30 protein-coding genes are annotated in these 25384 nt (G+C 71.4%); 19 read left to right on the top strand and 11 right to left on the bottom strand.

The window, feature by feature from the left end; genetic code table 11:
• The first annotated feature begins 19 nt into the window (after positions 1–19).
• From flgC to MFF54_RS19675, 16 genes are all read left to right on the top strand, one after another.
• Positions 20–436: a flagellar basal body rod protein FlgC gene (gene flgC / locus MFF54_RS19750; RefSeq protein ID WP_238304687.1), complete on the top strand. Its 417-nt coding sequence runs from the start codon at positions 20–22 to the stop codon at positions 434–436.
• Positions 437–450: 14 nt separating this feature from the next.
• Complete coding sequence (gene fliE / locus MFF54_RS19745) at positions 451–819, top strand: flagellar hook-basal body complex protein FliE (protein ID WP_238304678.1); 369 nt, start codon at positions 451–453, stop codon at positions 817–819.
• A gap of 24 nt (positions 820–843) precedes the next feature.
• Entirely contained in the window at positions 844–1632 is a 789-nt protein-coding gene (gene flgG, locus MFF54_RS19740; RefSeq protein ID WP_238304676.1) for a flagellar basal-body rod protein FlgG, read from the top strand.
• Positions 1633–1758: 126 nt separating this feature from the next.
• Positions 1759–2253, top strand: a complete 495-nt coding sequence (gene flgA, locus MFF54_RS19735; protein ID WP_238304674.1) for a flagellar basal body P-ring formation chaperone FlgA — start codon at positions 1759–1761, stop codon at positions 2251–2253.
• The gene (gene flgI, locus MFF54_RS19730) at positions 2253–3359 is read left to right on the top strand and encodes a flagellar basal body P-ring protein FlgI (protein WP_238304664.1); all 1107 of its coding nucleotides are present in this window, start codon (positions 2253–2255) and stop codon (positions 3357–3359) included. Before flgA ends, flgI begins: the two co-directional genes overlap by 1 nt.
• Positions 3356–3937: a MotE family protein gene (locus MFF54_RS19725; protein ID WP_238304656.1), complete on the top strand. Its 582-nt coding sequence runs from the start codon at positions 3356–3358 to the stop codon at positions 3935–3937. The genes flgI and MFF54_RS19725 overlap by 4 nt, the downstream gene beginning before the upstream one ends.
• The gene (gene flgH / locus MFF54_RS19720) at positions 3934–4656 is read left to right on the top strand and encodes a flagellar basal body L-ring protein FlgH (RefSeq protein WP_238304654.1); all 723 of its coding nucleotides are present in this window, start codon (positions 3934–3936) and stop codon (positions 4654–4656) included. The genes MFF54_RS19725 and flgH overlap by 4 nt, the downstream gene beginning before the upstream one ends.
• A 13-nt stretch (positions 4657–4669) precedes the next feature.
• Entirely contained in the window at positions 4670–5149 is a 480-nt protein-coding gene (locus tag MFF54_RS19715) for a flagellar basal body-associated FliL family protein (RefSeq protein ID WP_238304652.1), read from the top strand.
• Complete coding sequence (gene fliP / locus MFF54_RS19710; RefSeq protein ID WP_238304650.1) at positions 5146–5928, top strand: flagellar type III secretion system pore protein FliP; 783 nt, start codon at positions 5146–5148, stop codon at positions 5926–5928. Before MFF54_RS19715 ends, fliP begins: the two co-directional genes overlap by 4 nt.
• A 201-nt stretch (positions 5929–6129) precedes the next feature.
• Positions 6130–7818 (top strand): flagellar basal-body MS-ring/collar protein FliF, encoded by a 1689-nt coding sequence (fliF, locus tag MFF54_RS19705; RefSeq protein ID WP_238304642.1) that lies wholly within the window; start codon positions 6130–6132, stop codon positions 7816–7818.
• Positions 7815–8861 (top strand): flagellar biosynthesis protein FlhF, encoded by a 1047-nt coding sequence (locus MFF54_RS19700; RefSeq protein WP_238304640.1) that lies wholly within the window; start codon positions 7815–7817, stop codon positions 8859–8861. Before fliF ends, MFF54_RS19700 begins: the two co-directional genes overlap by 4 nt.
• 1 nt (position 8862) lies before the next feature.
• Positions 8863–10257, top strand: coding sequence for a MotB family protein (locus MFF54_RS19695; RefSeq protein WP_238304638.1), 1395 nt, complete (start codon positions 8863–8865; stop codon positions 10255–10257).
• Positions 10254–11525, top strand: a complete 1272-nt coding sequence (locus tag MFF54_RS19690; protein WP_238304636.1) for a chemotaxis protein — start codon at positions 10254–10256, stop codon at positions 11523–11525. Before MFF54_RS19695 ends, MFF54_RS19690 begins: the two co-directional genes overlap by 4 nt.
• Positions 11522–12448, top strand: a complete 927-nt coding sequence (locus MFF54_RS19685) for a hypothetical protein (RefSeq protein WP_238304633.1) — start codon at positions 11522–11524, stop codon at positions 12446–12448. The genes MFF54_RS19690 and MFF54_RS19685 overlap by 4 nt, the downstream gene beginning before the upstream one ends.
• Before the next feature lie 276 nt (positions 12449–12724).
• Positions 12725–13309 (top strand): flagellar hook-length control protein FliK, encoded by a 585-nt coding sequence (fliK, locus tag MFF54_RS19680; protein ID WP_283206299.1) that lies wholly within the window; start codon positions 12725–12727, stop codon positions 13307–13309.
• Positions 13263–13892 (top strand): lytic transglycosylase domain-containing protein, encoded by a 630-nt coding sequence (locus MFF54_RS19675; protein ID WP_238304631.1) that lies wholly within the window; start codon positions 13263–13265, stop codon positions 13890–13892. Before fliK ends, MFF54_RS19675 begins: the two co-directional genes overlap by 47 nt.
• A 16-nt stretch (positions 13893–13908) precedes the next feature.
• Here the strand turns inward: MFF54_RS19675 and MFF54_RS19670 are convergent, their stop codons facing one another.
• The gene (locus MFF54_RS19670) at positions 13909–14121 is read right to left on the bottom strand and encodes a DUF4287 domain-containing protein (protein ID WP_238304623.1); all 213 of its coding nucleotides are present in this window, start codon (positions 14119–14121) and stop codon (positions 13909–13911) included.
• Positions 14122–14301: 180 nt separating this feature from the next.
• Positions 14302–14796, bottom strand: a complete 495-nt coding sequence (locus MFF54_RS19665; protein WP_238304621.1) for a hypothetical protein — start codon at positions 14794–14796, stop codon at positions 14302–14304.
• Between the two features lie 132 nt (positions 14797–14928).
• Between MFF54_RS19665 and MFF54_RS19660 the strand changes: the two genes are divergently transcribed.
• A complete protein-coding gene (locus MFF54_RS19660; protein WP_197430751.1) occupies positions 14929–15066 on the top strand; it encodes a hypothetical protein in 138 nt (45 codons plus the stop codon).
• A gap of 99 nt (positions 15067–15165) precedes the next feature.
• Here the strand turns inward: MFF54_RS19660 and MFF54_RS19655 are convergent, their stop codons facing one another.
• The 9 genes from MFF54_RS19655 to MFF54_RS19615 all read right to left on the bottom strand — a co-directional run bounded on the left by MFF54_RS19655 (position 15166) and on the right by MFF54_RS19615 (position 22031).
• Complete coding sequence (locus tag MFF54_RS19655) at positions 15166–15858, bottom strand: response regulator transcription factor (protein WP_109952676.1); 693 nt, start codon at positions 15856–15858, stop codon at positions 15166–15168.
• Between the two features lie 283 nt (positions 15859–16141).
• Positions 16142–16594, bottom strand: a complete 453-nt coding sequence (locus tag MFF54_RS19650) for a BspJ family T4SS effector nucleomodulin (RefSeq protein WP_238304620.1) — start codon at positions 16592–16594, stop codon at positions 16142–16144.
• Positions 16591–17655, bottom strand: a complete 1065-nt coding sequence (gene flhB, locus MFF54_RS19645) for a flagellar biosynthesis protein FlhB (protein ID WP_238304611.1) — start codon at positions 17653–17655, stop codon at positions 16591–16593. The genes MFF54_RS19650 and flhB overlap by 4 nt, the downstream gene beginning before the upstream one ends.
• Positions 17656–17831: 176 nt before the next feature.
• Complete coding sequence (locus MFF54_RS19640) at positions 17832–18935, bottom strand: flagellar motor switch protein FliG (protein WP_370880189.1); 1104 nt, start codon at positions 18933–18935, stop codon at positions 17832–17834.
• 10 nt (positions 18936–18945) lie between these two features.
• A complete protein-coding gene (gene fliN / locus MFF54_RS19635; RefSeq protein ID WP_066921918.1) occupies positions 18946–19287 on the bottom strand; it encodes a flagellar motor switch protein FliN in 342 nt (113 codons plus the stop codon).
• 92 nt (positions 19288–19379) lie between these two features.
• Positions 19380–19682, bottom strand: coding sequence for a hypothetical protein (locus MFF54_RS19630; protein WP_238304600.1), 303 nt, complete (start codon positions 19680–19682; stop codon positions 19380–19382).
• On the bottom strand, positions 19666–20643 hold the full coding sequence (locus MFF54_RS19625) for a flagellar motor switch protein FliM (protein WP_238304597.1): 978 nt from the start codon (positions 20641–20643) through the stop codon (positions 19666–19668). The genes MFF54_RS19630 and MFF54_RS19625 overlap by 17 nt, the downstream gene beginning before the upstream one ends.
• A gap of 10 nt (positions 20644–20653) precedes the next feature.
• Positions 20654–21523 carry a flagellar motor stator protein MotA gene (motA, locus tag MFF54_RS19620; RefSeq protein WP_238304588.1) on the bottom strand — a complete coding sequence of 290 codons (870 nt, stop codon included), beginning with the start codon at positions 21521–21523 and terminating at the stop codon, positions 20654–20656.
• 295 nt (positions 21524–21818) lie between these two features.
• Positions 21819–22031: a hypothetical protein gene (locus MFF54_RS19615; protein ID WP_238304580.1), complete on the bottom strand. Its 213-nt coding sequence runs from the start codon at positions 22029–22031 to the stop codon at positions 21819–21821.
• A gap of 341 nt (positions 22032–22372) precedes the next feature.
• Here MFF54_RS19615 and mqo point away from each other — a divergent pair, with 341 nt between their 5' ends.
• Positions 22373–24085: a malate dehydrogenase (quinone) gene (mqo, locus tag MFF54_RS19610; RefSeq protein ID WP_238304577.1), complete on the top strand. Its 1713-nt coding sequence runs from the start codon at positions 22373–22375 to the stop codon at positions 24083–24085.
• A 363-nt stretch (positions 24086–24448) separates the two neighbouring features.
• Positions 24449–25054: a nucleotidyltransferase domain-containing protein gene (locus MFF54_RS19605; protein ID WP_238304570.1), complete on the top strand. Its 606-nt coding sequence runs from the start codon at positions 24449–24451 to the stop codon at positions 25052–25054.
• Positions 25055–25384: the final 330 nt, after the last annotated feature.

The raw sequence follows: 25384 nt of genomic DNA, 5'->3' as shown, positions 1-25384 counted from the left end.
TCAAACTGGCGGTGAAGGGATGATCGACCCGCTTCTCTCCGCGACGCGGCTCGCGAGCGCCGGCCTGGAGGCGCAGTCCGTGCGCATGCGGGTGGTCTCCGAGAACCTCGCCAACGCCCAATCGACCGGCGAGACGCCGGGCGCCGACCCCTATGCCCGCAAGACCGTGACCTTCCGGGCCGAGATGGAGCGGGCGCTGGGCGCCGCCTCCGTACGCGTCTCCGACATCGGCAGCGACCCGGCGCCGTTCCGGACCGAGCACGACCCGGCCAACCCGGCCGCCGACGAGAAGGGCATGGTCAAGCTGCCCAACGTCAACATGCTGGTCGAGATGGCCGACATGCGTGAGGCCAACCGCTCCTACGAGGCCAACCTCCAGGTGATCAAGCAGGCCCGCGCCATGGTGGCGGGCATGATCGACCTCCTGAAATCCTGAAGGATATTCGACCGATGATCGAGGCTCTCGGATCGCTCTCGGCCTTCGACAAGGCCGTCCAGGCCGCCGCGCTCTCGCGCGCCGACACCGCGCCGGTGCAGAAGAGCGCCTTCGCGGGCGCCGCAGCGCTCGCGGGGGGCGTGCCGGCCGCTTCACCCGGCGGGTCGACCGACTTCGCCGACATCATGGCCCAGCTCGCCACCAGCGTGCGCAACGACGTGCGGGCGGGCGAGGCGGCCTCGATCGCCGGAATCCAGGGCAAGGCCACGACCCAGCAGGTGGTCGAGGCGGTGATGTCGGCCGAGCAGAGCCTCCAGACCGCGGTCGCCATCCGCGACAAGGTGGTGGCGGCCTATCTCGAACTCAGCCGTATGGCGATCTGAACGGCGATCTGAGGAGTCAGGATCATGCGCGCGCTCGCCATCGCCGCCACGGGCATGTCCGCCCAGCAGCTCAACCTCGAAGTGATCGCGAACAACGTCGCGAACCTCAACACCACCGGCTTCAAGGGGGCGCGGGCGGAGTTCACCGACCTCCTGTACCAGGCCGAGCGCCAGCAGGGCGTGCCGAACCAAGCCGGCCAGGAGGCGGTGCCGGAGGGGGCGATGCTGGGCCTGGGCGTCCGCGCCGCCGCGATCCGCAACCTGCACCGGCAGGGCTCTCTGGCGCAAACCGGCAACCAGCTCGATCTGGCGGTCAACGGGCGCGGCTACTTCCAGATCACGAGCCCGGCGGGCGAGATCAACTACACGCGCGCCGGCTCCTTCAACAAGAACGCCACCGGCCAGCTCGTGACGCTGGAGGGCTACCTCGTCGACCCGGCGATCCTGATCCCGAACAACGCCTCCGAGGTCACCGTGAACCTCTCGGGCCAGGTCTTCGCCAAGGTGGACGGGCAGGTGGCGGCCCAGCAGCTCGGCCAGCTCACGCTCGCCAACTTCGCCAACGAGGCGGGCCTGGAGCCCCTCGGCAACGGCCTCTACCGCGAGACGCCGGCCTCGGGCGCGCCCGTCGTCGGCAACCCGGGCGACGTCAGCTACGGCAAGATCCAGCAGGGCTACCTCGAGGGCTCGAACGTCGACCCGGTCAAGGAGATCACCAGCCTGATCACGGCCCAGCGCGCCTTCGAGATGAACTCGAAGGTGATCCAGGCCGCCGACGAGATGGCCTCGACCGTCTCGAAGGGCATCCGCTGACGCGAGAGGGCACCCCCAAAGGGGCCTCAGAGGGGGACCGGACGGCCCCCCGCCCGAACGACCCGAACGACCCAGCGGCGCGCCCCATGCGCCGTCCGCTTCCGGCGCACCCTTCGGCGATCCCTCATGGCCCGCACTCCGCACGCCCGCCCCTCTCTCCGCCGCCGGCTCCGCCGCGCCGCGCTGCCGCTCCTGCTGCTGCTGGCGAGCCCCGCCGACGCGGGCCCGGACGAGATCCTGCTGCCGGTGCCCACCGTCACGATCTACGCGGGCGACACGATCAAGGAATCGATGCTGCGGCTGCAGGCCTACCCGTCGAGCTACCGGGCGCGGCAGGCCGTGATCGACGCGCCGCTGGCGATCGCCGGGCGCACCGCGCGGCGCATGCTGCTGCCCGGCGAGCCGGTGCCGGTGAACGCGGTCGACGATCCCCGCCTCGTCAGCCGGGGCGCGCTCACGCAGATGATCTTCGAGGAGAACGGCCTCGTCATCACGGCGGTCGGCGCACCGCTCCAGAACGGGGGCCTCGGCGAGACCATCCGGGTGCGCAATGCCGACACCAACCGCATCGTGCTCGGCACCGTGCTGGCGGACGGGCGCATCAAGATCGGGGCGCAGTGATGCCCCGTCTGACCCGCCTCCTCCTCGCGCTGCTGGCGCTGGCCCTCGCCGGGCCGGCTCTCGCCGGCACCCGCATCAAGGACATCGCCACGCTCAAGGGCGTGCGCGACAACCAGCTCTTCGGCTACGGCCTCGTCACCGGCCTGCAGGGCACGGGCGACACGCTCCGCAACGCGCAGTTCACCGAGCAGTCGCTGCAATCGCTGCTCGACCGGCTCGGCATCAACGTGCGCGACGCGCGCCTGCGCACCCGCAACATCGCGGCCGTGATGGTGACCGCCGACCTGCCGCCCTACACCGGCACGGGCTCGCGCATCGACGTCACCGTGACCTCCATGGGCGACGCCACGTCGCTGCGCGGCGGCACGCTGCTGATGACCCCGCTCACCGGCGGCGACGGCCTCGTCTACGCCGCCGCCCAGGGACCGCTCGCGGTCTCGGGGTTCAACGTGCAGGGACAGGCCGAGCAGCTGACGCAGGGCGTGCCGACCGCGGGCCGCATCCCGAACGGCGCGCTGATCGAGCGCGAGGTGCCGGGCACGTTCCGCGACCTGCCCGAGCTGGTCTTCGAGCTGAAGAACCCGGACTTCAAGACCGCGACCCTGGTGGCCGACGCGATCAACGCGTGGTCGATGGCCCGCTTCCACCGCCGCATCGCGAGCCCGCGCGACCAGCGTTCGGTGGTGGTGCTGCGCGGGCGCGACGCGACGCAGACCCGGCTGGTGGCCGAGATCGGCGACCTGACGATCCAGCCCGACATTCCCGCCAAGGTGGTGGTCGACCAGCGCACCGGCACGGTGGTGATCGGGCGCAACGTGCAGATCTCCACGGTGGCGGTGACCCACGGCAACCTCACGGTCCGGGTCACCGAGACGCCGGAGGTGTCCCAGCCGGCGCCGTTCTCGAACGGCCAGACCGCCGTGGTGCCGCGCACCGAGGTGGCGGCCCGCGAGGAGCAGGGCAAGCTCGCCATCGTGGGCGGCTCGGACCTGCAGACGCTGGTGCGCGGCCTCAACTCGGTCGGCCTCAAGCCCACCGACATCATCGCGATCCTGCAGGCGGTGAAGACCGCCGGAGCCCTCCAGGCGGAACTGGTGGTGCAATGAGAGCCCTGTCCCCCCTGTCCCTCGCGCTCGTCCTCGGCCTGACCGCCGCCCCCGCCCTCGCGGCCGGCGGCGGCGACAAGCCGGACCCGGCCAAGGACGCCGCCCTGAAGGCGCTCGCGATCCGCGACGCGCCCAAGGAGGCGACCGCCCAGGACTACGTGAAGGAGGCGCCCAAGGCCGGCTACTGCGCCGGCATCGCGGACGCGGCCGCCGACGCCCGCTTCGCCTGGCAGAAGGAGCAGCTCGCGGCGCTGGAGCGCGACGTGGAGGCCCGCATCGCCAAGCTCGAGGCCAAGCGCGCCGAGTACGAGGACTGGCTCAAGCGCCGCAACGCGTTCCTGGCCAAGGCGGACGAGGCGGTGGTGGCGCTCTACGCCAAGATGCGGCCCGACGCCGCCGCGCCCCAGCTCGCCACCATGCCGGAGGACGCGGCCGCCGCGATCCTCACCAAGCTCAACGCCCGCGCGGCGAGCGCGATCCTGGCCGAGATGGAATCGGCCCGCGCCGCCGGGCTCGCCCGCAAGATGTCGGACCTCGGCCGGAAGAAGGACGAGACCAAGAAGGACGAGAGATCGTGACGGCTTCCCTGCGCCTGCCCGCGCTCGCCCTGGCTCCGATCCTGGCCTTCGGCCTCGGCGCCTGCCAGAGCACCCTCGACCCGCTCGGCCGCCCGCCGGTGCTCACCCCCGTGGGCGCCGGGCTCAGCCCGCCGCGCGAGCCGCTGCCCGTGACCTTCGGGGCGCTCGGGCGGCGCTCGGGCTACCATTCCACGTGGTCGCCGGGCAGCGCCGAGCTGTTCCAGGACCCCCGCGCCCGCAACGTCGGCGACGTGATCACGGTCAACATCGCGATCAACGACAAGGCGCAGTTCGACAACGCCACCGAGCGCTCCCGCCAGCAGAAATCGACCCTGGGCTTCGATTTCGGCTACGGCGTCTCGGCGCTCAAGGACACCGCGACCGCCGATACGGGCATCCGCTCGGGGACGAGCACCAAGGGCGAGGGGACGATCGACCGCAAGGAGACCCTGAGCCTCTCGGTCGCCGCGGTCGTCACCGAGGTCTTGCCCAACGGCAACGTGCTGATCTCCGGCTCGCAGGAGGTCCGGGTCAACAACGAGGTGCGCGTCCTGGCGGTCGCCGGCATCGTGCGCCCGCGCGACATCTCGCGGCGCAACACCATCGACTACGACAAGATCGCCGAGGCCCGCATCTCCTACGGCGGGCGCGGCCGGATCACCGACGTGCAGAACCCCACGCTCGGTCAGCAGATCTTCGAGACCGTCGCGCCGTTCTGAGGATTTTTTCACGATGGCCGATGCGGCGAAGAAGACGGGCGGCAAGGGCTGGATCGGGGCTCTGCTGCTCTCGACCCTGGTGGCGGTCGGCACGGGCGGCGCGCTCGGCGTCTATCTGCTGTCCTCGGTCGAGAAGGCCGTCGACCAGAAGGTGCGCGACGAGCAGGCCAAACCCGTCGCCGTGCTGAACTACGCGGGCGAGCTGACGCTCCGGCCCGTCGGCTCGGTGGTGACGAACCTCGCCGAGCCGCCCGAATCCTGGGTGCGCATCGAGTCCTCGGTCGTGTTCAAACCCGGCACCGTGCAGAATCCGGACGCGACGCTCGCCGAGATCCGCGCCGACCTGCTCGCGTATCTCCGCACCCTCTCGATGGCCCAGATCGAGGGCGCGAGCGGCCTGCAGCACCTGCGCGAGGACCTCAACGAGCGCGTGGCCCTCCGCACCAAGGGCAGCGTGCGCGAGCTGATCGTCGAATCCCTGGTGGTGCAATGAGCCATTCACGACGCTTCTGGGGCGGCCTCGGCCTCGCCGCCCTCGGCCTGGCGCTCGCGGCCTCTGCCGCGCACGCGCAGGGCGCGGCGGGCGGCGTCACCGGCGTGCCGGCTCTCGACCAGCTCCTGCCGGCGGGCAACGGCGCCGCCTCGGGCCGGATCCTGCAGCTCGTCGCGCTGCTCACGGTGCTGTCGCTGGCACCGGGGCTGCTGGTGATGATGACGAGCTTCACGCGCTTCGCCGTAGCGCTCTCCTTCCTGCGCTCGGGCCTCGGGCTCCAGAGCACGCCCGCCAACCTGTTCATGGTCTCGCTGGCGCTGTTCATGACCTTCTACGTCATGGCGCCGACCTTCGACCGGGCCTGGAACGAGGGCCTGAAGCCCCTGCAGGAGAACCGGATCACCGAGGAGGAGGCCTATTCCAAGATCGTCGACCCGTTCCGGGAATTCATGACCGCCCAGGTCCGGCCGAAGGACCTGCAGACCTTCTCGGATCTGGCCAGCCGCAACTTCCCGAAGGTCGAATCCGGCGACAAGATCGACCTGCGCATCCTGATCCCGGCCTTCATGATCTCCGAGCTGCGCCGGGGCTTCGAGATGGGCTTCCTGATCGTGCTGCCCTTCCTGGTGATCGACGTGATCGTCTCGACCATCGTGATGTCGATGGGCATGATGATGCTGCCGCCGACCGTGATCTCGCTGCCGTTCAAGGTGCTGTTCTTCATCCTGATCGACGGCTGGAACCTGCTGGTGAGCGGGCTGGTGCGCTCGTTCTTCTGAGCCGCGCCGCTCTCCCATCCCCGCCGGGAGGAAGACATTCGCACAGGGCGGGCAACCCTGCCCCCGATGCGCCCGAGCCGCGGCGAGCCCCGCTCCCCATCCGGGTCGGACCCCGCATCGCGTCGCGCAACCCCCGCGCAAGGCTGACACCTCAGACAGACTCCCGACGCATGTCAGGTCGCCAGCGGGATTGGTGCAGGGATGTCGGGTCGCGAGCAGGCCGAGAGGCTGTGGAGCAACATCATTGAACTCGGCCCCCGGCGGCTGATCGCCCTCGGGCTGGTCGGCCTCTTGGTCTTCGTCGGCGTGGGCCTCGGCGCATACTATCTCAGCCGCCCCGCCCAGGAGCCGCTCTATACCGGCCTCTCGCGCGAGGATGTCGGCCGCATCGGCGGCGTGCTGAAGGACAACGGCATCCCGTTCGACGTCAGCGCCGACGGCACCGCCGTGATGGTCGCCTACGGCAACACCGCCCAGGCCCGCATGCTCTTGGCCGAGAAGGGCCTGCCCCAGAGCTCCAAGTCCGGCTACGAGCTGTTCAACGATCTGGGCTCGCTCGGCATGACCTCCTTCATGCAGGAGGTGACCCGGGTGCGCGCGCTCGAAGGCGAGCTCGCCCGCACCATCCAGGGCATGAAGGGCGTGCGCGCCGCGCGCGTCCACATCGTGCTGCCCGACCGCGCCTCGTTCCGCCGCGACCAGCAACCGCCCTCCGCCTCGGTGGTGGTGCGCACCGAGCCCGCCGACGACGTCTCGGGCGCGCAGGCGATCCGCCAGCTCGTGGCCGCCGCGATCCCGGGCCTGAAGGCCGACCGCGTCACCGTGATCGGCTCGGACGGCACCATCCTGATGTCGGGGGACGACAGCAGCCTCGCGCCGACCGGCAAGATGGCGAGCCTGGAGAAGATCGTCAGCCGCGAGGTGCAGGACAACATCCGCCGCACGCTGACGCCCTATCTCGGCACCGGCAATTTCGAGGTCAGCGTCGCGACGCAGCTCAACACCGACAAGACGAGCACCAACGAGACGATCTACAACCCCGACCAGCGCGTCGAGCGCTCGACCCGCTCGGTGCGCGAGAGCGAGAACGCGCAGAACCGCAAGTCCGAGCGCCCGACCACCGCGCAGCAGAACCTGCCCGACCAGCGCACCCGCTCGGACGGCAACGACACCTCGTCGAACGAGACCTCCAAGAAGGAGGATCTGACGAACTACGAGATCTCCCAGAAGACGATCCAGACGGTGAGCGACGGCTACGCGATCCGCCACCTCTCGGTCGCGGTGCTGGTCAACCGCTCGCGGCTGGCCGCGCAAGGAGGCCCGGAGGGCAAGGGCCCCAGCGTCGAGGCGCAGATCGCCGAGATTGAGCAGCTCGTGGCCTCGGCGGCCGGCTTCAGCAAGGAGCGGGGCGACACCGTGAAGGTTGCCGCCGTCGGCTTCATCAACGACGGCCAGGCGCTGGAGCCGGTGCCCCCGCTCTCGGCCACCGACGTGCTGCTGCGCCAGTCCGGCACCTTGATCAACGCGGCCACCATCCTGGTCGTGGCCGCCCTCCTGATCTGGTTCGGCCTGCGCCCGGCGCTGCGCGCCATCCTGGCCACGCCCGAGGCCGCCCAGACCGAGATGGCGGCGATCGAGGGCACGGCGAACCCGGCGCTCGCCGCCGCGGCGTCCACGCCCGGCGAGGCGGCGCTCGCCGCGCCCGGGGCAGACCCGGCCTCGCTCGCGCCCCCCGCCATGGCGAACCTGATCGAGGACATGGCCCAGACCATGGCCGACAAGATGGAGCGCTCCCCCCAGAAGCGGCTGGAGCAGATGATCGACCTCGACGAGGAGCAGGTCGCCCAGATCCTCAAGCGCTGGCTGATGCGTGAGGAGGCCACCGCGTGAGCGCGATCCTGGCGAGCTTCCTGCCCGACTTCTCCGACGCGCTGGCGCCGGCCCCGGCGGAACCGGCGGCCCCGCCGATCCCGGCGCCCTGGATCCCGGCACGCGTCGTCCGCACGGCGCGGGCCGAGCCGGAGCTCCGCGCCGCGCCATCCGCTGCCGACGGGGCGGCGGAGCCCACGGGCGAGCCGGCTGGCGATGCCGTGGAAGGGAGCGCGGCAGCGCGAACGGACGGGCCTGCCGCCCAGCCCGCGCCGCTCCAGCCCATGACCGTACCGGAGGCCCTGAACGCTCTGCAGGCGCTGGTGGGCCAGCCCGCGGCCCGGGAGCTGGAAGCCCGCTTCGTCGCCCGACCCGAGCCGCAGGTCCCGGCCCGGGAGGCCCCAACCCGGCCCCAGGCCGAGGTGATCCCGCTCGTGCCGCAGGCTGCCGCGGACCCGTTCGCCAATCCCTGGTCCGGACTGAAGCGCTCGGCTCCGGCCGCCCCTGAGCCCGTCGAGACGCCCGAGGAGCGCGCGGCCCGCCTGGAAGAGGCCGAGGCGCGCGGCCGGGAGGCGGGCCGCGCGCAGGGGCTCGCCGAGGCGCGGGCCGAGGCCGAGGCCGCCATGGCCGCCGAGCGCGAGGCCTTCGCGGCAGAGCTCGCGGCGGAGCGCGCGCGCTGGAGCGAGAGCGAGGCCGAGCGGCTGGCCGCGGGCTTCGCGGCGGCGCTGCGCGCCCTCGACGCCGATCTGACGCGGCGCATCGGCCGTCTGCTGGTGCCGGTGCTCACCGACGCCCTGCGTCGGCGCGCCGTGGACGACCTCGCCCAGGCCCTCGGGCGGCTCACCGCCGACCCGAACCACGCGGCGATCCGGGTGAGCGGGCCCGAGGACCTGCTGGCGGCGCTCCGGTGCCGGCTCGGGGATCAGGCCGACGGGATCGCCTTCGCGCCGGGCGCGGCGCCCGAGGTCTCGGTCGTGGCCGACCAGACCGTGATCGAGACGCAGCTCGCGGCCTGGACCCGGCTGCTGGCCGCAGCCGCGGCGGATCCGGCGGCGGAGAGCTGAGATGTCCGAGGGGCACCAGGAAATCATCATCATCAAGCGCCACGGCGACCACGAGGACGGTCACCACGGCGGCGCCTGGAAGATCGCCCTCGCCGACTTCATGACGGCGATGATGGCGCTGTTCCTGGTGATGTGGCTGATCAACTCCACCAGCAAGGCGCAGAAGCAGTCGATCGCCGAGTACTTCAACCCGGTGAAGCTCGCCGAGGTCACGCACGACCGCAAGGGTCTCTCCGACCCGCAGGACGCGCCCGCCGACCCGGCGAGCGCGGGCGGCGGCAAGACCGAGGCCGAGGGCAAGGGGGAAGGCGAGGGCAAGGGCGAGGGCAAGGGGCCCGACAAGGGCCAGCCGGCACCGCCCGGCAGCCGCGCGCGCGAATCCGCCCTGTTCCAGGACCCCTACGCGGTGCTGGCCAAGCTCGCGGCCGAGGGCGAGCGCTCCGAGGTGGCGAGCGCCGACGCCTCCGCCCAGGAGGGCGGCCTGCCGGGCGTCAGCGGCGGCGAGGCCGCGCGCGACCCCTTCGACCCCCTCTACTGGCAGACCGAGGCCCTGCCGAAGGCCCGCACCGATCACCCCGGCAAGGTCGACACCGTGGCGCGCGCGCCGAGCGAGACCCGGCTCGACGCGCGGGCGCAGTCGATGAAGGACCTTGCCAAAGATCCTGCCAAGGACCCGAAGGCCGCCGCCAAGCCGCTGCAGATCGCCTCCGCCGACGCGGCCCTGCCGGCCGCCGTGCGCGACGCCCTCGGCGCCACGCGCCCGAAGGCCGCCGAGAAGCCGCCGGAGAAGGCTGCCGAGACGAAGGAGCCGCCGAAGGAGGCGGCCCTCGACCCCGTGAAGGAGCCGGCCAAGGAGCCCGTCAAGGAGCCCGCCAAGGAACCCTCGAAAGAGGCCGCCAAGGAGGAGCCCGCCGACCTGCGCGCGGCCGAGACCGCCGCGATGGCCGAGATCAAGGCGGAGATTGCCCGCGCCGTGCAGCCGATGGGCACCCGCGCCCCGGCGCCCCACGTCGAGGTGCGCCGCACGGGGGAGGGGGTTCTGATCAGCGTCACCGACGAGATCAACTTCAGCATGTTCGAGATCGGCTCGGCCGAGCCCGCCCCGAAGGTGGTGCGCGCGCTGGAGCGCATCGCGAAGATCCTGAACGCAAGGCCCGGCCGCATCGTGGTGCGCGGCCACACGGACGGGCGCCCGTTCCGCTCGGAGACCTACGACAACTGGCGCCTCTCCTCGGCCCGCGCCCAGATGGCCTCCTACGCCCTGGTGCGCGCCGGGCTCGACGAGAAGCGCCTGGAGCGCATCGAGGGCTACGCCGACCGCCAGCCCCGCAGCCCCGACCCGAAGGCCGCCGAGAACCGCCGCATCGAGATCCTGCTCCGGGGCCAGCCGGAATGAGCGGGGACACGACGCTCTCGCTCCCCCCTGTCCGTGAGAGGGTGGCCGCGGGCCTGGCGGGCCTCGTCCTCGCCCTGCTCCTCGCCGCACCGGCGCTGGCGGCCGGCGGCGGGCACGGGGGTGAGCCGCCGAAGCCCATCGAGCCCCTGCCGGTGGCGCAGCGCGGGCTGCCGGTGGAGCTGGTGCGCACCCTGCAGCTCCTACAGGACCGCATCGCCCGCGGCTCGACCCAGGCCCACGCTGCCCAGCGCCAGCTCCTGGTGCATATCGAGACCCGCTTCCTGGCCCTGGAGCCCGAGACCTGGATTGATCCGGCGAACGCGCGCGCGGGCGTGGCCTTCGCGCTGGCGGGCGGCGGCCCCGCGGTGCTGCGGCGGATGCTCGACGGGGGCAAGCTCGGCGAGGCCGAGGTGCCGCTGGTGCAGGGCGCCCTCGCCTATGTGGAGGGCCGGGAAAAGGAGGCGCGCACGCTGCTCGCCAAGTTCGACGCCCGCGAGATGCCGCCGGGCCTCGCCGGCCAACTCGCCCTGACGCAGGCCGCCCTCACGGTGCGCGAGGCGCCGCGCCGGGCGCTGGAACTGCTGGCCCAAGCGCGGCTGCTGGCGCCCGGCACCCTGGTGGAGGAGGGGGCGCTGCGCCGCGAGATCTTCGTGGTGGCCCAAGGCGGCGACGCCGAGCGCTTCGAGGCCCTGTCGATCCAGTACCTGCGCCGGTTCCGCCGCTCGGTCTACGCGGGCAATTTCCGCCAGCGCTTCGCCGCGGCGCTGACCCGGCTCGACTTCGCCAGCGACGGGGCCCGGGACGCGCAGCTCGCCCGCATGCTCGACGAGATCGAGCCGGATGGCCGGCGCGAGCTCTACCTCCTGGTCGCCCGCGCCGGGCTCGACCAGGGACGACGCGGCACCGCCCTGTTCGCGGCCGAGCGCGCGGCGGGGCTGGCCGAGCCGGATTCCGTTGCCGCCACCCAGGCCCGGCTCTATCGCGCCGCCGCGCTCGTCGTCGTCGAGGGGCGCCTCGACGAGAGCGTCGAGGCCCTGAGGGGCATCGATCGGGCCCAGCTCGGCGAGGCCGACCGACGCCTCCTCGACGAGGCGCTCTCGGCCGCCACCCAGATCCGCACCCCCGCGCAAACCGGATCGGCCAACTCGGCCAAGCCCGTCCCCGCGTCGCCCGGCCCGCGGGCTCTGCCCGAAGCCGCCGCGATCGGCCGGGCCCAGGAGGCGCTGGCGCGCATCGACCGCCTGATGGACGACAGGAGCGACCCGTGACCGCCCTCGACGCCCTGCTGCCCGGCCCCCGGCAGCGCCCCGACCCGGCCCCGCGCAGCGGGGCACCCGACGCACCGGCGCGCGACGCGGAGAGCAACTCCGCCCGGGATGTCGGCAAGGACGCGGGCAAGGATAAGGCCAGGGATACGGCGAAGGATACGGCGAAGGATTTCGGCCGGGAACTCGACCGCCTGGAGCGACCGCAGGGCCGCGGCGGGCGTGGCAACCGCGCCGCGGCCGCCGACGAGGCACCCGCCGTCGAGCTGGAGGACGAGTCGGCCGAGCGCGCCCCGGCCGCGCCCGCCGAGCCGGCCATCGACCCGCAGGCGGCGCTGCGTGCCTTGTTCGGCGCGGGCCAGCAGGCGGCCCAGGGCCTCGCGGCGGGCACCGGTCAGGGCTTGGCGCAGGGCTTGGCGCAGGGCTTGGCGCAGGTCGCCCAGACGCAGACGGCTCAGGCGGCCGCGGCGTCACCCGCCGCCCCGGCTGCCGGCATCCCGACGGATCTCGCCGCCCTGGCCGAGCGCGCCGCGCGCCGCGCCGCGCCGGCCGAGCTGCCCGCCGAGCGGCCGACGCTCGCCGTCCTGGCGCAGGAGACGCATTTCGCGCCGGTCGCCCCGTCTGGACTGCCCGCGGCTCCAGCGGCCGCTGCCGGGCCGGGTACCGCGCAGGCCGCCCTCGCCGCGACGAAGGGGCCGGAGGCGGGGTCGGCCAGTGGAGACGCCGCCACGGACGGCGCTGTGCTGTCCGGATCCAGGCCGGCGGCGCTCCGGATCGCCGACGCCGAGGCCCCGCTCCCGGAGGCTGCACGGGCCGGAACGGTCGCAACAGCGGTCCCGGCCACGGTCCTGGCCGCATCCAACACCGTCGCGGCGCCCGTGCCGCCGGCCGCAGCGACCGTCGCGGCGGCCTCCGCGGCTACCTAGGCGGGTCTCACGGCCGCCCCCGCCCCGGCCGGAACCCGGACGGCGCCGGCCCGCGAGGCGGAGCGGCAGGGCGGCGGCACCCGATCGGGGATTCAGACGGCGCAGGCCGGGACCGAACCCGCCGCGTCCGCCGCTCGGGCCGGCACGGCGCCGGCCGCGGCGCAGACACCCGGGGAGACGCCCGGCCAGGATGCGGGCGCCGCGGGTCGGGAGGGCGGCGTCTCCGACCCGGCACGGGGCGAGGCCGAGGAGGCCGCCGCACTCCCGGGCGCGGCCGTGGGCCAGGCCGGGCTGCCGCCCGCGACGCTGCGCCAACTCGCCCAGGCGATCGCCGCCGAGGAGCCCGCCGCGGCCCAGCCGGCGCGGCCGGGTCCGTTGCCCGAGGGCCCGCTGCGCCTGCTCACGATCCAGCTCCAGCCGGGCGACCTCGGAACGGTGACGGTGCGGATGCGCCTGCAGGAGGGCCGGCTGGAGATCGGTCTGGAGACCGGCCGCCACGACACCGCCGAGCTGCTTCGCCGCGACGGCGGTGCCCTGACCGAACTGCTGCGCGGAGCCGGTTACCAGACCGACCTCGTCGCCATCCAGGCGGGCGGGGCGGAGCTCTCTGGAGGCCAGCAGGGGTCAGGGCAGGGCTCGGGGCAGGGCGCGAGCCAAGCCGCGCCGGGCCGCGGCCAGCCGGGCTTCCCGGCCGAGGGCGGCCAAGCCGGCAGCCAAGCCGGCGGCCAGAGTGGCGGCCAGGGCGGGGAGGGGCGCAATTCAGACCGGACCGCCCAGCGCGGCAGCGAGGGACCCCGGACCGGGGAGAGGGGACATGAAGCGTATCCTGACGCGCGCGATCGTCGCGGCCTGTATCTTTAGTCTCTGCGGAGCCCCGGCCCGCGCCACCGCGCCGACGCCGTCGGTCCCGAGCGCCACGGCCTCGGCGGCCGACGTGCCGGTCCCGGCAGCGCCCAGCCGCGTCTGCGAGCAGCAGATGGCGCAGGCCGCGGCCAAGCACGGGGTGCCGCTCGGCATGCTCTACGCCGTGGGGCTGACCGAGAGCGGCAAGCGCGGCTCGCTCCAGCCCTACGCGATGAACATCGGCGGCCGGGCCTATTTCGGCACGGGGCCTGCCGACGTGCTGCGCAAGCTCGGCGAGGCGCAGGCGGCCGGCACACGGCTGGTCGATCTCGGCTGCATGCAGATCAACCATCACTACCACCGGGCGAAGTTCCCCTCGCTCGAGGCGATGATCGACCCGCGCCAGAACGTCGAGTACGCCACCCGCTTTCTGAAGGAGCTGAAGGAGCGCGAGGGCAGCTGGACGCTGGCGGTCGCGCGCTACCATGCGGGCCCCAACAACAACCCGGCCCAGAAGCTCTACGTCTGCCGGGTGATCACCAACATGGTCGCCACCGGATTCGGCAGCTGGACGCCCGGTGCGAAGACCTTCTGCCAGTAGGGGCAGGCAGGAGGGCCTAGTCTTTCCGCGAGGCCAGCACGTGGGCGACGATCGCGTTGGCGTGGCCGTGGCCCATCCCATGGCCGCTCTTCAACATCGCCACCAGATCCATATGCTTGGCGGGAAGATGTTCGCGGACGATCCGCTCCCACTCCCCGATCGGGCGGCCGTATCTCTTCTCGATGGAGGGGAAATACGATGCGGGACCTTTGACGGGTTCGATGGACACGGCGGGGGAGCCTTCACGGGGATCGGACCGGCACCAGCTTCGCCGCAAAGCACATCACCCGCAACCTGCATCGCTGAGCGCGCAGGCGACGCTCGGCGATGTCGGCACCCGGTGAGGAGGGGTCATCGGCCTCACCCCGAGCCGATGTTCAGCTTGCCTCTACCCGCGCGCCGGAGCGGCCTACCAGCCACCCCTGCGACACAGCGCGAGCAGCTGGCGAAGCCGGGGATCGGGGTTTCCGCGGCGGACCATCTCGCGCCCGTTGGCGCAGGTCTGCCGGGTTCTCGCCTCACTTGGCTCGGCGCGTCGTGACCGGATGCCCCTGCGCTCGGCGTATCCGCGTTCAGCGTAGCCCCGTGCCATACCGGAGAGCACCTGTCCCTGTGCGATCATGCCCGGATCCAGGGCCAGTGCGGCGGTGGACGTCGCGATCAGGAACGCCGTTGCCAGGAAAACGGTCTGCCGCATCATCTCCTCCTGATCGCTGAACCAGCACGGGCATACTCCGCTCCGCAGGAGCGTGTTCCGAAGCGAACGTTCCGGATCCGGCTCAACCGAGACCTCGGACGATGCCGCATCGACAGCCTGGACGCGGAATTTTCCAAAGGCCGCATCGCGCTGAAAGCGGCGCCCGACGCCGACACCGGCATCCGATGCCGAGCACGCGGCCCACATCCGAGCTCAGACCGCCCGCTCATGCATCGATCATGCAAATGCTGCATGCCGGACCAGAGGTATGTGGCATACCAAATAGCCGCGTGCAGTGCGATATCAGCCTCACCGCAGCGCACCACAGGACGCCCTCCGATGACCCTCCTCGCCGCCCTCGCTCTCCTCCCCTTCGCCGCCGCCGTCCACGTCTCGCTCGTGATCGCGCTGGCCAAGACCTTCGACGGCGACGCGCAGAACGCCGGCACGGCCGGTGCGGTCCCGACGCTCGCCTGATCCGCGACGCGGCCGCTCCGCGCGGCCGAAACGATGCAGCCCGCCCGGTTCCCCGCGGCGGGCTTCGTCATGTCCGGACCGGGCCGCTCGGGGGCCCGCCTACCCGACGTAGACGTAGCCCATGTAGCGCTTCGCCTCGATCGGGTCGTAGCCGAGGCGCTGGCTGAGCTTCTTGCGCAGCTTGCTCACGTGGCCCTCGACCACGCTCTCCTCGACGCCGTTGCTGTAGACGCCGTAGATCACGTTGAAGACCTGCGCCTTGGTCAGCCGCCGGCCGCGGTTGCGCACGAGGTATTCGAGGATGTGCCGCTCGCGCCGCGGCAGGGGCAGGGGCTCGCCGTCGACCTCCGGGTCGCGCCCGTCGAAGAACACCCGCAGGCGCTCCGGCCGGGCCGGGGCCTCGGCGCCCGGCGCCGCCGGGAGCACGCCGCCGTTCACCCGGCGCCAGATCGCCTCCGAGCGGGCCAGGATCTCGCGCACGTGCACGGGCTTGGGGAGCACGTCGTCGATGCCGGCGTCGAACAGGACGAGGGTCTGCTCCAGGGAGCGCTGGTCGGCGAGCGCGATGATCGGCGCGCGCGAGTGCTTGCGGATGATCCCGGCGCATTTCGCCCGGTCCTCGAAATCGCCCAGCAGGAAACCCTGCACCGCGTCGAGGTCGCCGCGCGAGGCGGTCTGCAGCCAGCCGGTGAACTCCTCCGGCGAGAGCCCAAAGGCCGACACGCCCTCGCGATCGAAGCTCGCCGCGTAACCGGCATTCACCGATTCCCTGGCATCCACCAAGCAGTACATCCGCCCCGGCCCCCCGGTGTTCAGCAGATCTTCCCGGATCCCACGACACCGCAACTTGTCAATGTGCGGAAATATACAATTAGAAATTGTATGGCGCAATTATGTCCGCGCCGTTCAGGCCCCTCGGTTTCCTGAGAGGCACGTTCTGATTCTTGAGATGTTTCGTCCGGCGCCGCAGGTCAACGGCCTCTCGCGGGGCCGCGGGCGCTTTTCGACCGGTGTTGCGGATATGCCGGGGAACTACGCAGACGCGGGACGGTCGGCGGGCCCCGGTCAGGCCGGCTCAGGCGCTGGCTCGCTCCAGGCGCGCGTCGTTGAGGGCGCGGGCAAGCACGTCCGGGGAGAAGGGCGGCTCCGACTCGGCCAGGATCCGCTGGATCGCCACGCCCGCGAAGTAGCCGTCGAGGACGAGCTTGAAGAACACCGTCACGGGCTTGGTGACGAACTCCATGTCGAGCACGACCTGCAGCGAGCGGCCCCAGGCGAGCGTGACGTCGGCGGCGTCCGCGTAGGCCAGGGTCGCGTCCTTGAAGAAGGGCTCGGCCGAGGAGGCGACGAGGTCGGCGATGTTGCCGTGGTGCTCGCCCCGGACCCAGCCGATCAGCACGCCGCCGTCGAGCAGGCAGAGCTCGGCGATGAAGTCGCGCAGCTCCTCGGCGAAGACCTGCTCGGAGGCCGCGATCACGTCGGCCGGGGCGGTCCGGCCGAAGGCCGGGTCGTAGGCCTGGGGGATCATCGGGGCCTCGCGAACAGGAAGAAGAGGATCTGGGCGACCGCCCGGTAGAACTCGGCCGGGATCGTCTGATCGACCTGCACAGCATCGTACAGGGACCTTGCGAGAGGCTTGTCCTCGATCACCGCGATGCCGTTCTCCTCGGCGATGGCGCGGATGCGCAGCGCGATCAGGTCCTGGCCCTTGGCCACCACGAGGGGCGCGGGGTTCTCACTCGGCTCGTAGCGGAGCGCCACCGCGAAGTGGGTCGGGTTGGCGATCACCACGGTGGCGCGGGGCACGGCGGCCAGCATCCGGTTGCGCGAGCGGTCCTGGGCGAGCGAGCGCAGGCGCGCCTTGACGGTGGGGTCGCCCTCGGACTGCTTGTGCTCGTCCTTGACGTCCTGGACCGACATCCGCAGCGAGCGCTGCCAGCGCAGCCGCGCCCAGACGAGGTCGCCCGCCACGATCACGATGGTGGCGATCGACACCGCCGAGACGAGGCGGATCGAGATGGTGAGGATCAGCTCCGGCAGCTGGCTCGGATCGACGAACATGGCATTCACGGCTTTCTGCCGCTCCGAGCGCAGGAGCAGGACGACCACCAGACTGACACCGAGGACTTTAAGGACCGATTTCAGGAACTCGACCTGGCCCGAGCGCCCGAAGATCCGGCTGAAGCCGGAGGCGGGCGAGACGTTGCGCCACTTCGGCAGGATCCGCTCGCCGACGAGCCGGGGCACGTTCTGCAGGATCGAGGCGGAGAGGCCGCAGGCGGCCAGAAGCAGGAGGAAGGGCAGCAGGAAGCGGGCGGTGGCGCCCGCCACGGCCTGGAGCAGCAGCAGGACGTCCCCGGCGCTCGCCAGCGCGAAGCCGCGCGGATGGTCGAGGAAGGGTGCGAGATCCCGGGCGAGCTGGGCGGCTTGCCCCCGCGCGAACAGGCTGAGCCCGATCAGCAGGCCGAGGATCGAGGCGAAGACCGGCGCCTCCCGCGAGAACGGGATATCGCCCTTGTCGAGCGCCTCGCGCACGCGGCGCTCGGTCGGAGCCTCGGTCTTGCTCTCGTGATCGACGTCCTCAGCCATGGGGGCGGCCCGCGCTGACGGCCCGCTCGCTCATTCGACCGCGGCAGGCATGTGCCGCCCGCCCGAAGGGCGCGAGCGCGACTGCGCGTCGGCGCGCGTGCGCCGGATCCCGGTCGGCCCGATCCTCGGACCGACCGCACCCAGAAAAGCTGGAGCCGATCGGGCACCGATCGGGTCTAGCGGATGAGTGCATCGCCCTCACCCTCGCTCGCGTTGATCTCGATCTCGCCGCGGCTCGCCATGTCCATGGCCAGATCCGTGATGGAGCGGCGCGCCTCCATGACGTCGCGCTGGGCGGCGGGCTCGCCGCCGTTCAGCTCGTGCTCGACCATGCGCTTCACGCGCGCCGAGAGCGCCGACAGGATGACGCCCCGGAACTCCGCGTCCGTGCCCTTGAGGGCCAGGACGAGGCGGTCGTTCGGGACGGCGTCGAACAGGGTGGTGCGCGCGCGCGGCGCCAGCTTGACGATGTCGTCGAAGGTGAAGAGCAGGCCTTTGAGGATCTCGACCGATTTCGGCCGCGCGTCGGCCAGCGCGGTGAGCGCCTCGTCCATCTGGGCCCGGTCCATCTTGTTGATGATGTCGGCCATCTTGGCGTGGGTGTCGGCGCCGGAATTGCGCGCGCCGTTGGCCATGAAGTCCTCGAGCAAGGCCCGCTCCAGCATGGCCAGGATCTCGTCGTCCACCGGCTTGAAGCTGAGCATCCGGCGCATCAGCGTGTTGCGGAGCGGCGCGGGCAGCTGGCTCATCACCTTGGCGGCCACCGCCGGCTTGATGCGCGAGAGGATCAGCGAAGCGGTCTGGGGATGCTCCTTGACGAGGTAGCTCGCCAGGACGCTCTCGGAGGCCGCGGACATGCGCTCCCAGACGGAGCGGGCGCCGTTGCCGCGCACCTCCGCCAGGAGCTCGGAGAGCTGGTCGGCGGGGATCAGGCCGGTGAGGAGCTTCTCGACCTCCTGCACCGTGCCGACGAGGCTCGCGCCGTTGGCGAACTCGACCGCGAAGGACTCGACCACGCCCTCGAGCTGGTCGGGGCTGACCGCGCCGAGCTGCACGGCCGAGCGGGTGATGCGCTTGATCTCGTCGGGCTCGAAATACTTGAGCAGGCGGCCGGCCGCGGGCTTGCCCATGGCGAGCAGCAGCGTCGCGACCCGGTCGACCGGCGCGAGTTGGCGCCCGGCGCCGCGCAGGCTCGGCGCGGAGACCGACGCCATCAGGGACGGCGCGGGGGGGACCAGGGCAGGGGCTGCCAAGGATGCTGCCAGGGGAGCTGCCGCCACGGGTGCGGCCTCAGGCGGCCGGGGCGGAATCGGCCGGGCCGACCACCTCGGTCAGCGAGACGCCGAAGCGGGAGGAATCCTCCTCGACGATGACGATCTCGCCCCGGGCGACGACGCGGCCGTTGACCATCACGTCGACGGGCTCGCCGACCCGGTGGTCCAGGGGCACCACGGCGCCGCGGCCGAGCTTCATCAGGTTGGCGACCGGCATGGTGGCCGAGCCCAGCACCACCTGCACCAGCACGGGGATGCGCAGGATGGAGTCGAGGTTGCGCCCGTCGCCGACGCGGGGCTCGGCGGCCGGCTGTGCCCCGAAGGGGGTCTCGGCGTCGGGGAAGGGGCTGGTGCTCATCGGGGACTCGGGGTCGTGGACCGTGCGGCGATGGCGGTTCTAGCGGGGCTGGCTGATGCGAGGCTGTCGCCGGCGCGGCCGCCCCGGGCGGCTCACGCCGCCGGGGGAACGTCGCGGCGCGCCTCGAGGCGCCTCTGGGCCGCCTCCAGCTCGGCCAGCGTGGCGCGGGCCTCCTCGATCTTGCGCCCCAGCGCGTCGAGCACCTCGCGGCCCTCGCCGGCGAAGCTGCGCACCGCCTCGCCCGCGCTCGCCAGCGCGTGGCCGGAGGCGGCGACCGCCCGGCCGTACTCGGCCTGGGCCCGGTCGAGGCGCTTGAGCTTCAGGTACATCGGCACCACGCAGGCGCTGGTCGCGACCAGCGCGGTGAGCAGCACGCCGTCAACCAGCGAGGCCATGGGCTCCGTCCTTGTTCTTGCTGTCCTTGCCGTCCTGGGCGATGACCTCGTCGATCCGCAGCACGTACGCCCCTTGCGCCTGCCCGGCATGGGCCCAGAACAGCGGCCGGTCGTTGCCCTCGAGCTTGATCCGGGTCGCGGGCGTGGCGTCGAGGCCGATCACCTGGCCGACCTTCAGGCCGGCGATCTCGCCCAGCGTCAGGTGGCGCTCCTCCAGCACGGCGCGCAGCGTCACCTCGGCCTTCTGCACCTCGGCGGCGATCTGGCTCGACCAGCGCGGGTCGCGCGCGGTCGATTCGCCGGTGAGCACCTTGGCGAGGCTCGGGCGCAGCGGGTTGAGGAGCGCCTGCGGGATGACGAGGAACATCTCGCCGCTGCGGTTGAGCGCCTGGAACAGGAACTTCGCCTGCACGGCGTTGTTCGTGCGCCGGCCGATCACCGCGAACTCCATGCGGGTCTCGGTGCGCTCCAGGCGGAAGGCGGTCTGCGAGACGAGGCCGAAGGCGCCCTCCAGCGCCTTGCCCACCTGCTCGAACACCATCTGGGCGACGCGCAATTCGATCGCCGAGAAGGCGCGCTCGTCCTCGATCGCGGGCTCCGAGCCGTCGGCGCCGAACAGCACCTCGACCATCGTGTAGAGCAGGTCCCGGTCGAGACCGACCAGGATATGCCCGTCCCAGCCCGGCGCGTGGAAGATGCCCGCCACCGCGTTGTTCTCGTGCACGTCGAGGAACTCGCCGAAGCGCCCGCTCTCGACCCCGGAGAGGGCGTAGAACACCGTCGAGGCGACCCGGTGCTTGAGCGCGTCGCCGCAGGCGGTGGCGAGCCGGTCCAGGATGAGCTGGAGCATCGGCAGCCTGTCGAGGGACAGGCCGGCGGCCTCCTGGATGCGCGCCCGGATGCCGGCCGGGTCGCGCAGGATGGCGGCAGGGGCCGCGGGTCGCGTGGCGGGATTCTGCATCGGGATCGCCTCAGGCGGCTTCCGCGCGGGCGCCCGGCACGGTGGCGGCCTCGACCTCGTCGATGGTCGGGCGGTCGGCCGAGGCGATGCCCTTGCGGCCGTGCTCGACCGCGATCTGGGGGAGCGCCCCGTTCATGTAGGCGATCAGGCTCTGCTTGGTGATGGTGAACACGGCGCACTGCTTCTCGCGCACGCCCTTGATCTTCACGGCGAGCGGGGCCAGCACCCCGTAGGAGGCGAACACGCCGATGAAGGTGCCCACCAGCGCCGCGCCGATCAGGCCGCCGAGGATCTGGGGCGACTGGTCGAGGGCGCCCATCGCCTTCACGATGCCGAGCACCGCCGCCACGATGCCGAGCGCGGGCAGGGCCTCGGCCACCGTGTTGATGGCGTTGTAGGGCTTGAGCACGCTCTTCTTGTGGGTGCTGATCTCCTCCTCCATCAGCGCCTCGATCTCGTGCGAGCGGGCGCCGCCGATCAGGATCAGCCGGCAATAGTCGCAGATGAACATCACCAGATCCTGGTTCTTGGTCACCTCCGGGTAGCCCTTGAAGATCTCGGAATTGGCCGGGTCGTCGAAATGGGTCTCGACCTCGTTGCGCGGCTTGGTCTTCAATTCGCGCAGGAGCGCGTGCAGCAGCCCCAGGAGCGCCAGGAAGTCCTTGCGCTTCGGGACCTTGTCGGTGATCGCCTCCATGGTGGCCTTGCCGGAATCGACCACCGTCTTCATCGGGTTGGCCATCACCATGCCGCCGATGGCCATGCCGCCGATGATCACGAACTCCCAGGGCTGCCAGATCACGATCAGGTGCCCGCCCATGGCGACGAAGCCGCCGAGCATGCAGCCGATGGCGATGAGCAGGCCGATTCCGATGCCCATAGGCGGGATCCCCGATGCGGCGCGGCGCTCCGCGGCGCCGTGACGGCGCCGTCATGGCGCCTTCAGCGTGAGATCCGGGGGTTAAGGCGCCTCCCTTGCGCGGGGCTTGGGGGCGAGGGGGCCCGACCGGCGGCGCGGCGGGACATCCGTCGGCCGAGCCGGCCGGCAGGGACGCACGCCGGAGCCGGTGCCGTGGCGCGCGCTCTTGCGCCGAACCGGCGTCCATTCCGGCGGAGCGCGCCATCGCCCGCACAGGCTGTTCGTGCAGGCCCTCCGTGCAGGCGGCGTCCCCGGATCAGACGGCGATCCTATGCAGGACCTCGCCGCTCTCGATCACCTGAAAGCCCCCGCCTTCGAGCTGGGCCACACCCTTCCCGTTGAGCAGCGAGAACCGGTGCTGTCCTTTCAGGATGTGCGATCCGCTGAGGCCGCCGGTTCGTGCGAACGTCTGCCACGCGATGATCGTGCGAACGGTGCCGTCCTCCGCCCGGGCCTGGAAGCGCTCCAACTCATGGTCCATGGCTCACCTCGCATCCGGAAGGGAAGTCGGCGAACGCCGGATCATGCTCCCGGCACACCCGGGCGTCGAGCCTCCCACGCGATGACACGGGGGCCGCTCCGGGCGCGATGCGCGCCCGCACAGAGCCTTCCCATCGTACCCGGCCCAACCGGATCGGCGATGGCGCAAGGAGCAGACCCTGCAGCCTCCCGCCTCGCCTCGGAATCCTTTGGAACCGTTAAAGATTTCGGCACATGGCAGCCATGTAACCGGTGGGTTGTTTCCCGGCCACGCTTGCTGTAGCCGGGCGCCGGCGAAAAGAATTCTTTAGATCCGGCGCAAAGAAAATTATGAATACTGACGATAAAGTGCAGTCCGTCCGCGGCCAGGCGCAACATAGTGCGCTGCCGCTGACCCGCCGCCAGCTCGTCGGCGGCGCGCTGGCGGGCCTCGCGGTCTCGGCGGTGCCGGGCGCCCCGGTTCTGGCGCAGGCCCCGGCCCGGAAGGTCGATGTGCTGCTGATCGGCGGCGGCATCATGAGCGCGACGCTCGGCGTCTGGCTGCGCGAGCTGGAGCCCGACTGGTCGATCGAGATGGTCGAGCGCCTCGATGGCGTGGCGCTGGAGAGCTCGAACGGCTGGAACAACGCCGGCACCGGCCACTCGGCGCTGGCCGAGCTGAACTACACGCCGGAGGATTCGAAGGGCACGGTCCGGATCGACCAGGCGATCAAGATCAACGAGGCCTTCCAGATCACCCGCCAGTTCCTGGCCTGGCAGGTCCGGCAGGGCGTGCTGAAGGACCCGCGCAGCTTCATCAATTCCACGCCCCACATGAGCTTCGTCTGGGGCGAGGACAACATCCGCTTCCTGAAGAAGCGCCACGAGGCGCTGAAGGCGAGCCCGCTCTTCGCCGGCATGGACTATTCGGAGGATCCCGAGCAGCTGAAGCGGTGGGTCCCCCTGATGATGGAGGGGCGCGACCCGAAGCAGAAGGTCGCCGCCACCTGGACGCCGGTGGGCACCGACTGCGAGTGGGGCGAGGTCACCCGCCAGTACGTCGCCGCCCTGCAGGCCCGGCCGAAGTTCGACCTGCGCCTCTCGACCGAGGTCGAGTCGATCGAGCGCGCGAAGGACGGCGGCTGGCGCGTCACCTCCAAGAACCTGAAGGACGGCGGCCGCCAGACGGTCGAGGCCAAGTTCGTGTTCATCGGCGCGGGCGGCGGCGCCCTGCACCTGCTGCAGAAGTCCGGCATCCCGGAGGGCGACGACTACGCGGGCTTCCCCGTGGGCGGCTCCTTCCTCGTCAACGAGAACCCGGACGTGGCGACCCGCCACCTCGCCAAGGCCTACGGCAAGGCCTCGGTCGGCGCGCCGCCGATGTCGGTGCCGCACCTCGACACGCGGGTGCTCGGCGGCAAGCGGGTGATCCTGTTCGGCCCCTTCGCGACCTTCTCGACCAAGTTCCTGAAGGAGGGCTCCTACTTCGACCTGCTGACCTCGACCACCACCAGCAACGTCTGGCCGATGGTCAAGGTCGGCGTCGAGCAGTACCCGCTGATCGAGTATCTGGCGGGCCAGGTGATGCTCTCCGACGAGGACCGCTACCAGGCCCTGCGGGAGTACTTCCCCAACGCGAAGAAGGACGAGTGGCGGCTGGTCCAGGCCGGCCAGCGCGTGCAGATCATCAAGCGCGACGCGGAGAAGGGCGGCGTGCTGAAGCTCGGCACGGAGATCGTCAGCGCGAAGGACGGCACGATCGCGGCGCTCCTCGGAGCCTCGCCGGGCGCCTCGACGGCCGCGCCCATCATGCTGAACGTGCTGGAGAAGGTCTTCGCGCAGCGGGTCGCCACCCCCGAGTGGCAGGCCAAGATCCGCCAGATCGTGCCGAGCTACGGCACGAAGCTGAACGACAGCCCCCAGAAGGCCTACGAGGCGCTGGCCTACACGAGCGAGCAGCTGCAGCTCACCCCGCCCCCGCAGGCGGTCGCCGCCCCGGCGCAGCCCGCCGCCGCCCCGGCCGAGGGCGGGGTCGTCAAGCCGGTGCCGGACATGGCGCCCTGAGGCGCCCGGCGCGCCCTGTCCCGCACGGGGAGGGCGCGCCGGGCCTCCTCCGGCGGCGTCCAATCGGCCGCCGCCGCCATTCGGGGCTCCGCGGCCGAAGGATTCTCTGCGGTCCCGGAATGACGGCGTTGGGGGGCGCGTCGGCCATCCGACCCGATCCGGCACGCGCTCTCGACCCCTGTCCGCCCCTCGGAACGTCCGCCTTTTGCCCACCCGGTCGGCAGGCGATGAACGACGACACGGGCGCGTGGAGTTCTCCAGTACGTCTGACGGGGGCCGCTCCAAGGAGACAGACCTTCCATCGAGGGCGCGGCGGCGCTTATCAGGTTTCGTTCTTCACGCGTGCTTCCTACGGGTATTCCCATGCGCCCTCTCGACGACGAAGCTTGGGATGCGTGGTCTCCCCACGAACTCGGCCAGCGTCTCCGAGAAGCAACCCTCCCCTGGTATGTCGCAGGCGGATGGGCTCTGGACGTTTGGCACGGCAAGCAAACACGCGAACATGAAGACTTGGAGTTTGTTGTTCTTCGCAACGACGCCGATCATTTCCGCACGATTTTGCACGAATTAGATTTTTTTACCGTAAGAAACGGGACAATCACGTATCTCCCCCCGTCCGCCAACCTGCCAAGCGATGTCTGGCAACTTTGGGGCGGAGACATGCGGCAAGGCCGTTGGCGCGTGGACATGATGATAGAGCCGGGGACGCCAGACCGATGGATCTATAAGCGCGATCGCAAGATTCAGATGGCCCGTCGCGATGCTGTTCATGTGAGCAAAACAGGCCTGCCATACCTCGCGCCAGTAAACGTCATGCTTTTCAAAGCCAAACATTGCAGACAAAAAGATCAGACCGATTTTGAATTTTGTCGGACGAAATTCTTGCACGAAGAGAAGGAGCAATTAATGACTTGGCTGAACGAGTTGCACCCTGGACATGAATGGATTGAACAGCTGCAGATCGGCTGATCGGTTCCGGACCACACATCCGGCAAAAGGATCCTCGACGGCCCGGGACGCCTGCGCGGAGATAGCGTCGGACATCCGACGGGATCCGGCATCAATGTGCCCTGCATGAAGATCGCGTCCCTTCCTGAAGCTGGGGTCCCCTCTCCCGTCACCCTTCGGGTGCCCCCCTCCCCCGCGGAGGGGGGAGGGAGGGAGCGGCGGACCTCGCACCGCGTCTTAAGACAAAAGTCTTGACATGTGAGAACATATCATGCACAGATCCGCCCACGCGCCGCCCCGGCGCCGCGGCGGGTCCTGCAACCCGTCGCGGCGCCGCGCAGGGAGCCTGCC

Origin of the sequence: Methylobacterium gregans (genome assembly GCF_022179245.1) — a bacterium.
GTDB classification, from domain to species: Bacteria; Pseudomonadota; Alphaproteobacteria; order Rhizobiales; family Beijerinckiaceae; genus Methylobacterium; species Methylobacterium gregans.
This window is presented reverse-complemented; position numbering and strand designations above follow the sequence as displayed.

Bases quoted from the DNA above. Each gene is read 5' to 3' on its own strand.
- flgC (WP_238304687.1), top strand. From the start codon at position 20: ATGATCGACCCGCTTCTCTCCGCGACGCGGCTCGCGAGCGCCGGCCTG.
- fliE (WP_238304678.1), top strand. From the start codon at position 451: ATGATCGAGGCTCTCGGATCGCTCTCGGCCTTCGACAAGGCCGTCCAG.
- flgG (WP_238304676.1), top strand. From the start codon at position 844: ATGCGCGCGCTCGCCATCGCCGCCACGGGCATGTCCGCCCAGCAGCTC.
- flgA (WP_238304674.1), top strand. From the start codon at position 1,759: ATGGCCCGCACTCCGCACGCCCGCCCCTCTCTCCGCCGCCGGCTCCGC.
- flgI (WP_238304664.1), top strand. From the start codon at position 2,253: ATGCCCCGTCTGACCCGCCTCCTCCTCGCGCTGCTGGCGCTGGCCCTC.
- MFF54_RS19725 (WP_238304656.1), top strand. From the start codon at position 3,356: ATGAGAGCCCTGTCCCCCCTGTCCCTCGCGCTCGTCCTCGGCCTGACC.
- MFF54_RS19715 (WP_238304652.1), top strand. From the start codon at position 4,670: ATGGCCGATGCGGCGAAGAAGACGGGCGGCAAGGGCTGGATCGGGGCT.
- fliP (WP_238304650.1), top strand. From the start codon at position 5,146: ATGAGCCATTCACGACGCTTCTGGGGCGGCCTCGGCCTCGCCGCCCTC.
- fliF (WP_238304642.1), top strand. From the start codon at position 6,130: ATGTCGGGTCGCGAGCAGGCCGAGAGGCTGTGGAGCAACATCATTGAA.
- MFF54_RS19695 (WP_238304638.1), top strand. From the start codon at position 8,863: ATGTCCGAGGGGCACCAGGAAATCATCATCATCAAGCGCCACGGCGAC.
- MFF54_RS19690 (WP_238304636.1), top strand. From the start codon at position 10,254: ATGAGCGGGGACACGACGCTCTCGCTCCCCCCTGTCCGTGAGAGGGTG.
- MFF54_RS19675 (WP_238304631.1), top strand. From the start codon at position 13,263: ATGAAGCGTATCCTGACGCGCGCGATCGTCGCGGCCTGTATCTTTAGT.
- MFF54_RS19665 (WP_238304621.1), bottom strand. From the start codon at position 14,796: ATGTGGGCCGCGTGCTCGGCATCGGATGCCGGTGTCGGCGTCGGGCGC.
- MFF54_RS19660 (WP_197430751.1), top strand. From the start codon at position 14,929: ATGACCCTCCTCGCCGCCCTCGCTCTCCTCCCCTTCGCCGCCGCCGTC.
- MFF54_RS19655 (WP_109952676.1), bottom strand. From the start codon at position 15,858: ATGTACTGCTTGGTGGATGCCAGGGAATCGGTGAATGCCGGTTACGCG.
- MFF54_RS19650 (WP_238304620.1), bottom strand. From the start codon at position 16,594: ATGATCCCCCAGGCCTACGACCCGGCCTTCGGCCGGACCGCCCCGGCC.
- flhB (WP_238304611.1), bottom strand. From the start codon at position 17,655: ATGGCTGAGGACGTCGATCACGAGAGCAAGACCGAGGCTCCGACCGAG.
- fliN (WP_066921918.1), bottom strand. From the start codon at position 19,287: ATGAGCACCAGCCCCTTCCCCGACGCCGAGACCCCCTTCGGGGCACAG.
- MFF54_RS19630 (WP_238304600.1), bottom strand. From the start codon at position 19,682: ATGGCCTCGCTGGTTGACGGCGTGCTGCTCACCGCGCTGGTCGCGACC.
- MFF54_RS19625 (WP_238304597.1), bottom strand. From the start codon at position 20,643: ATGCAGAATCCCGCCACGCGACCCGCGGCCCCTGCCGCCATCCTGCGC.
- motA (WP_238304588.1), bottom strand. From the start codon at position 21,523: ATGGGCATCGGAATCGGCCTGCTCATCGCCATCGGCTGCATGCTCGGC.
- mqo (WP_238304577.1), top strand. From the start codon at position 22,373: ATGAATACTGACGATAAAGTGCAGTCCGTCCGCGGCCAGGCGCAACAT.
- MFF54_RS19605 (WP_238304570.1), top strand. From the start codon at position 24,449: ATGCGCCCTCTCGACGACGAAGCTTGGGATGCGTGGTCTCCCCACGAA.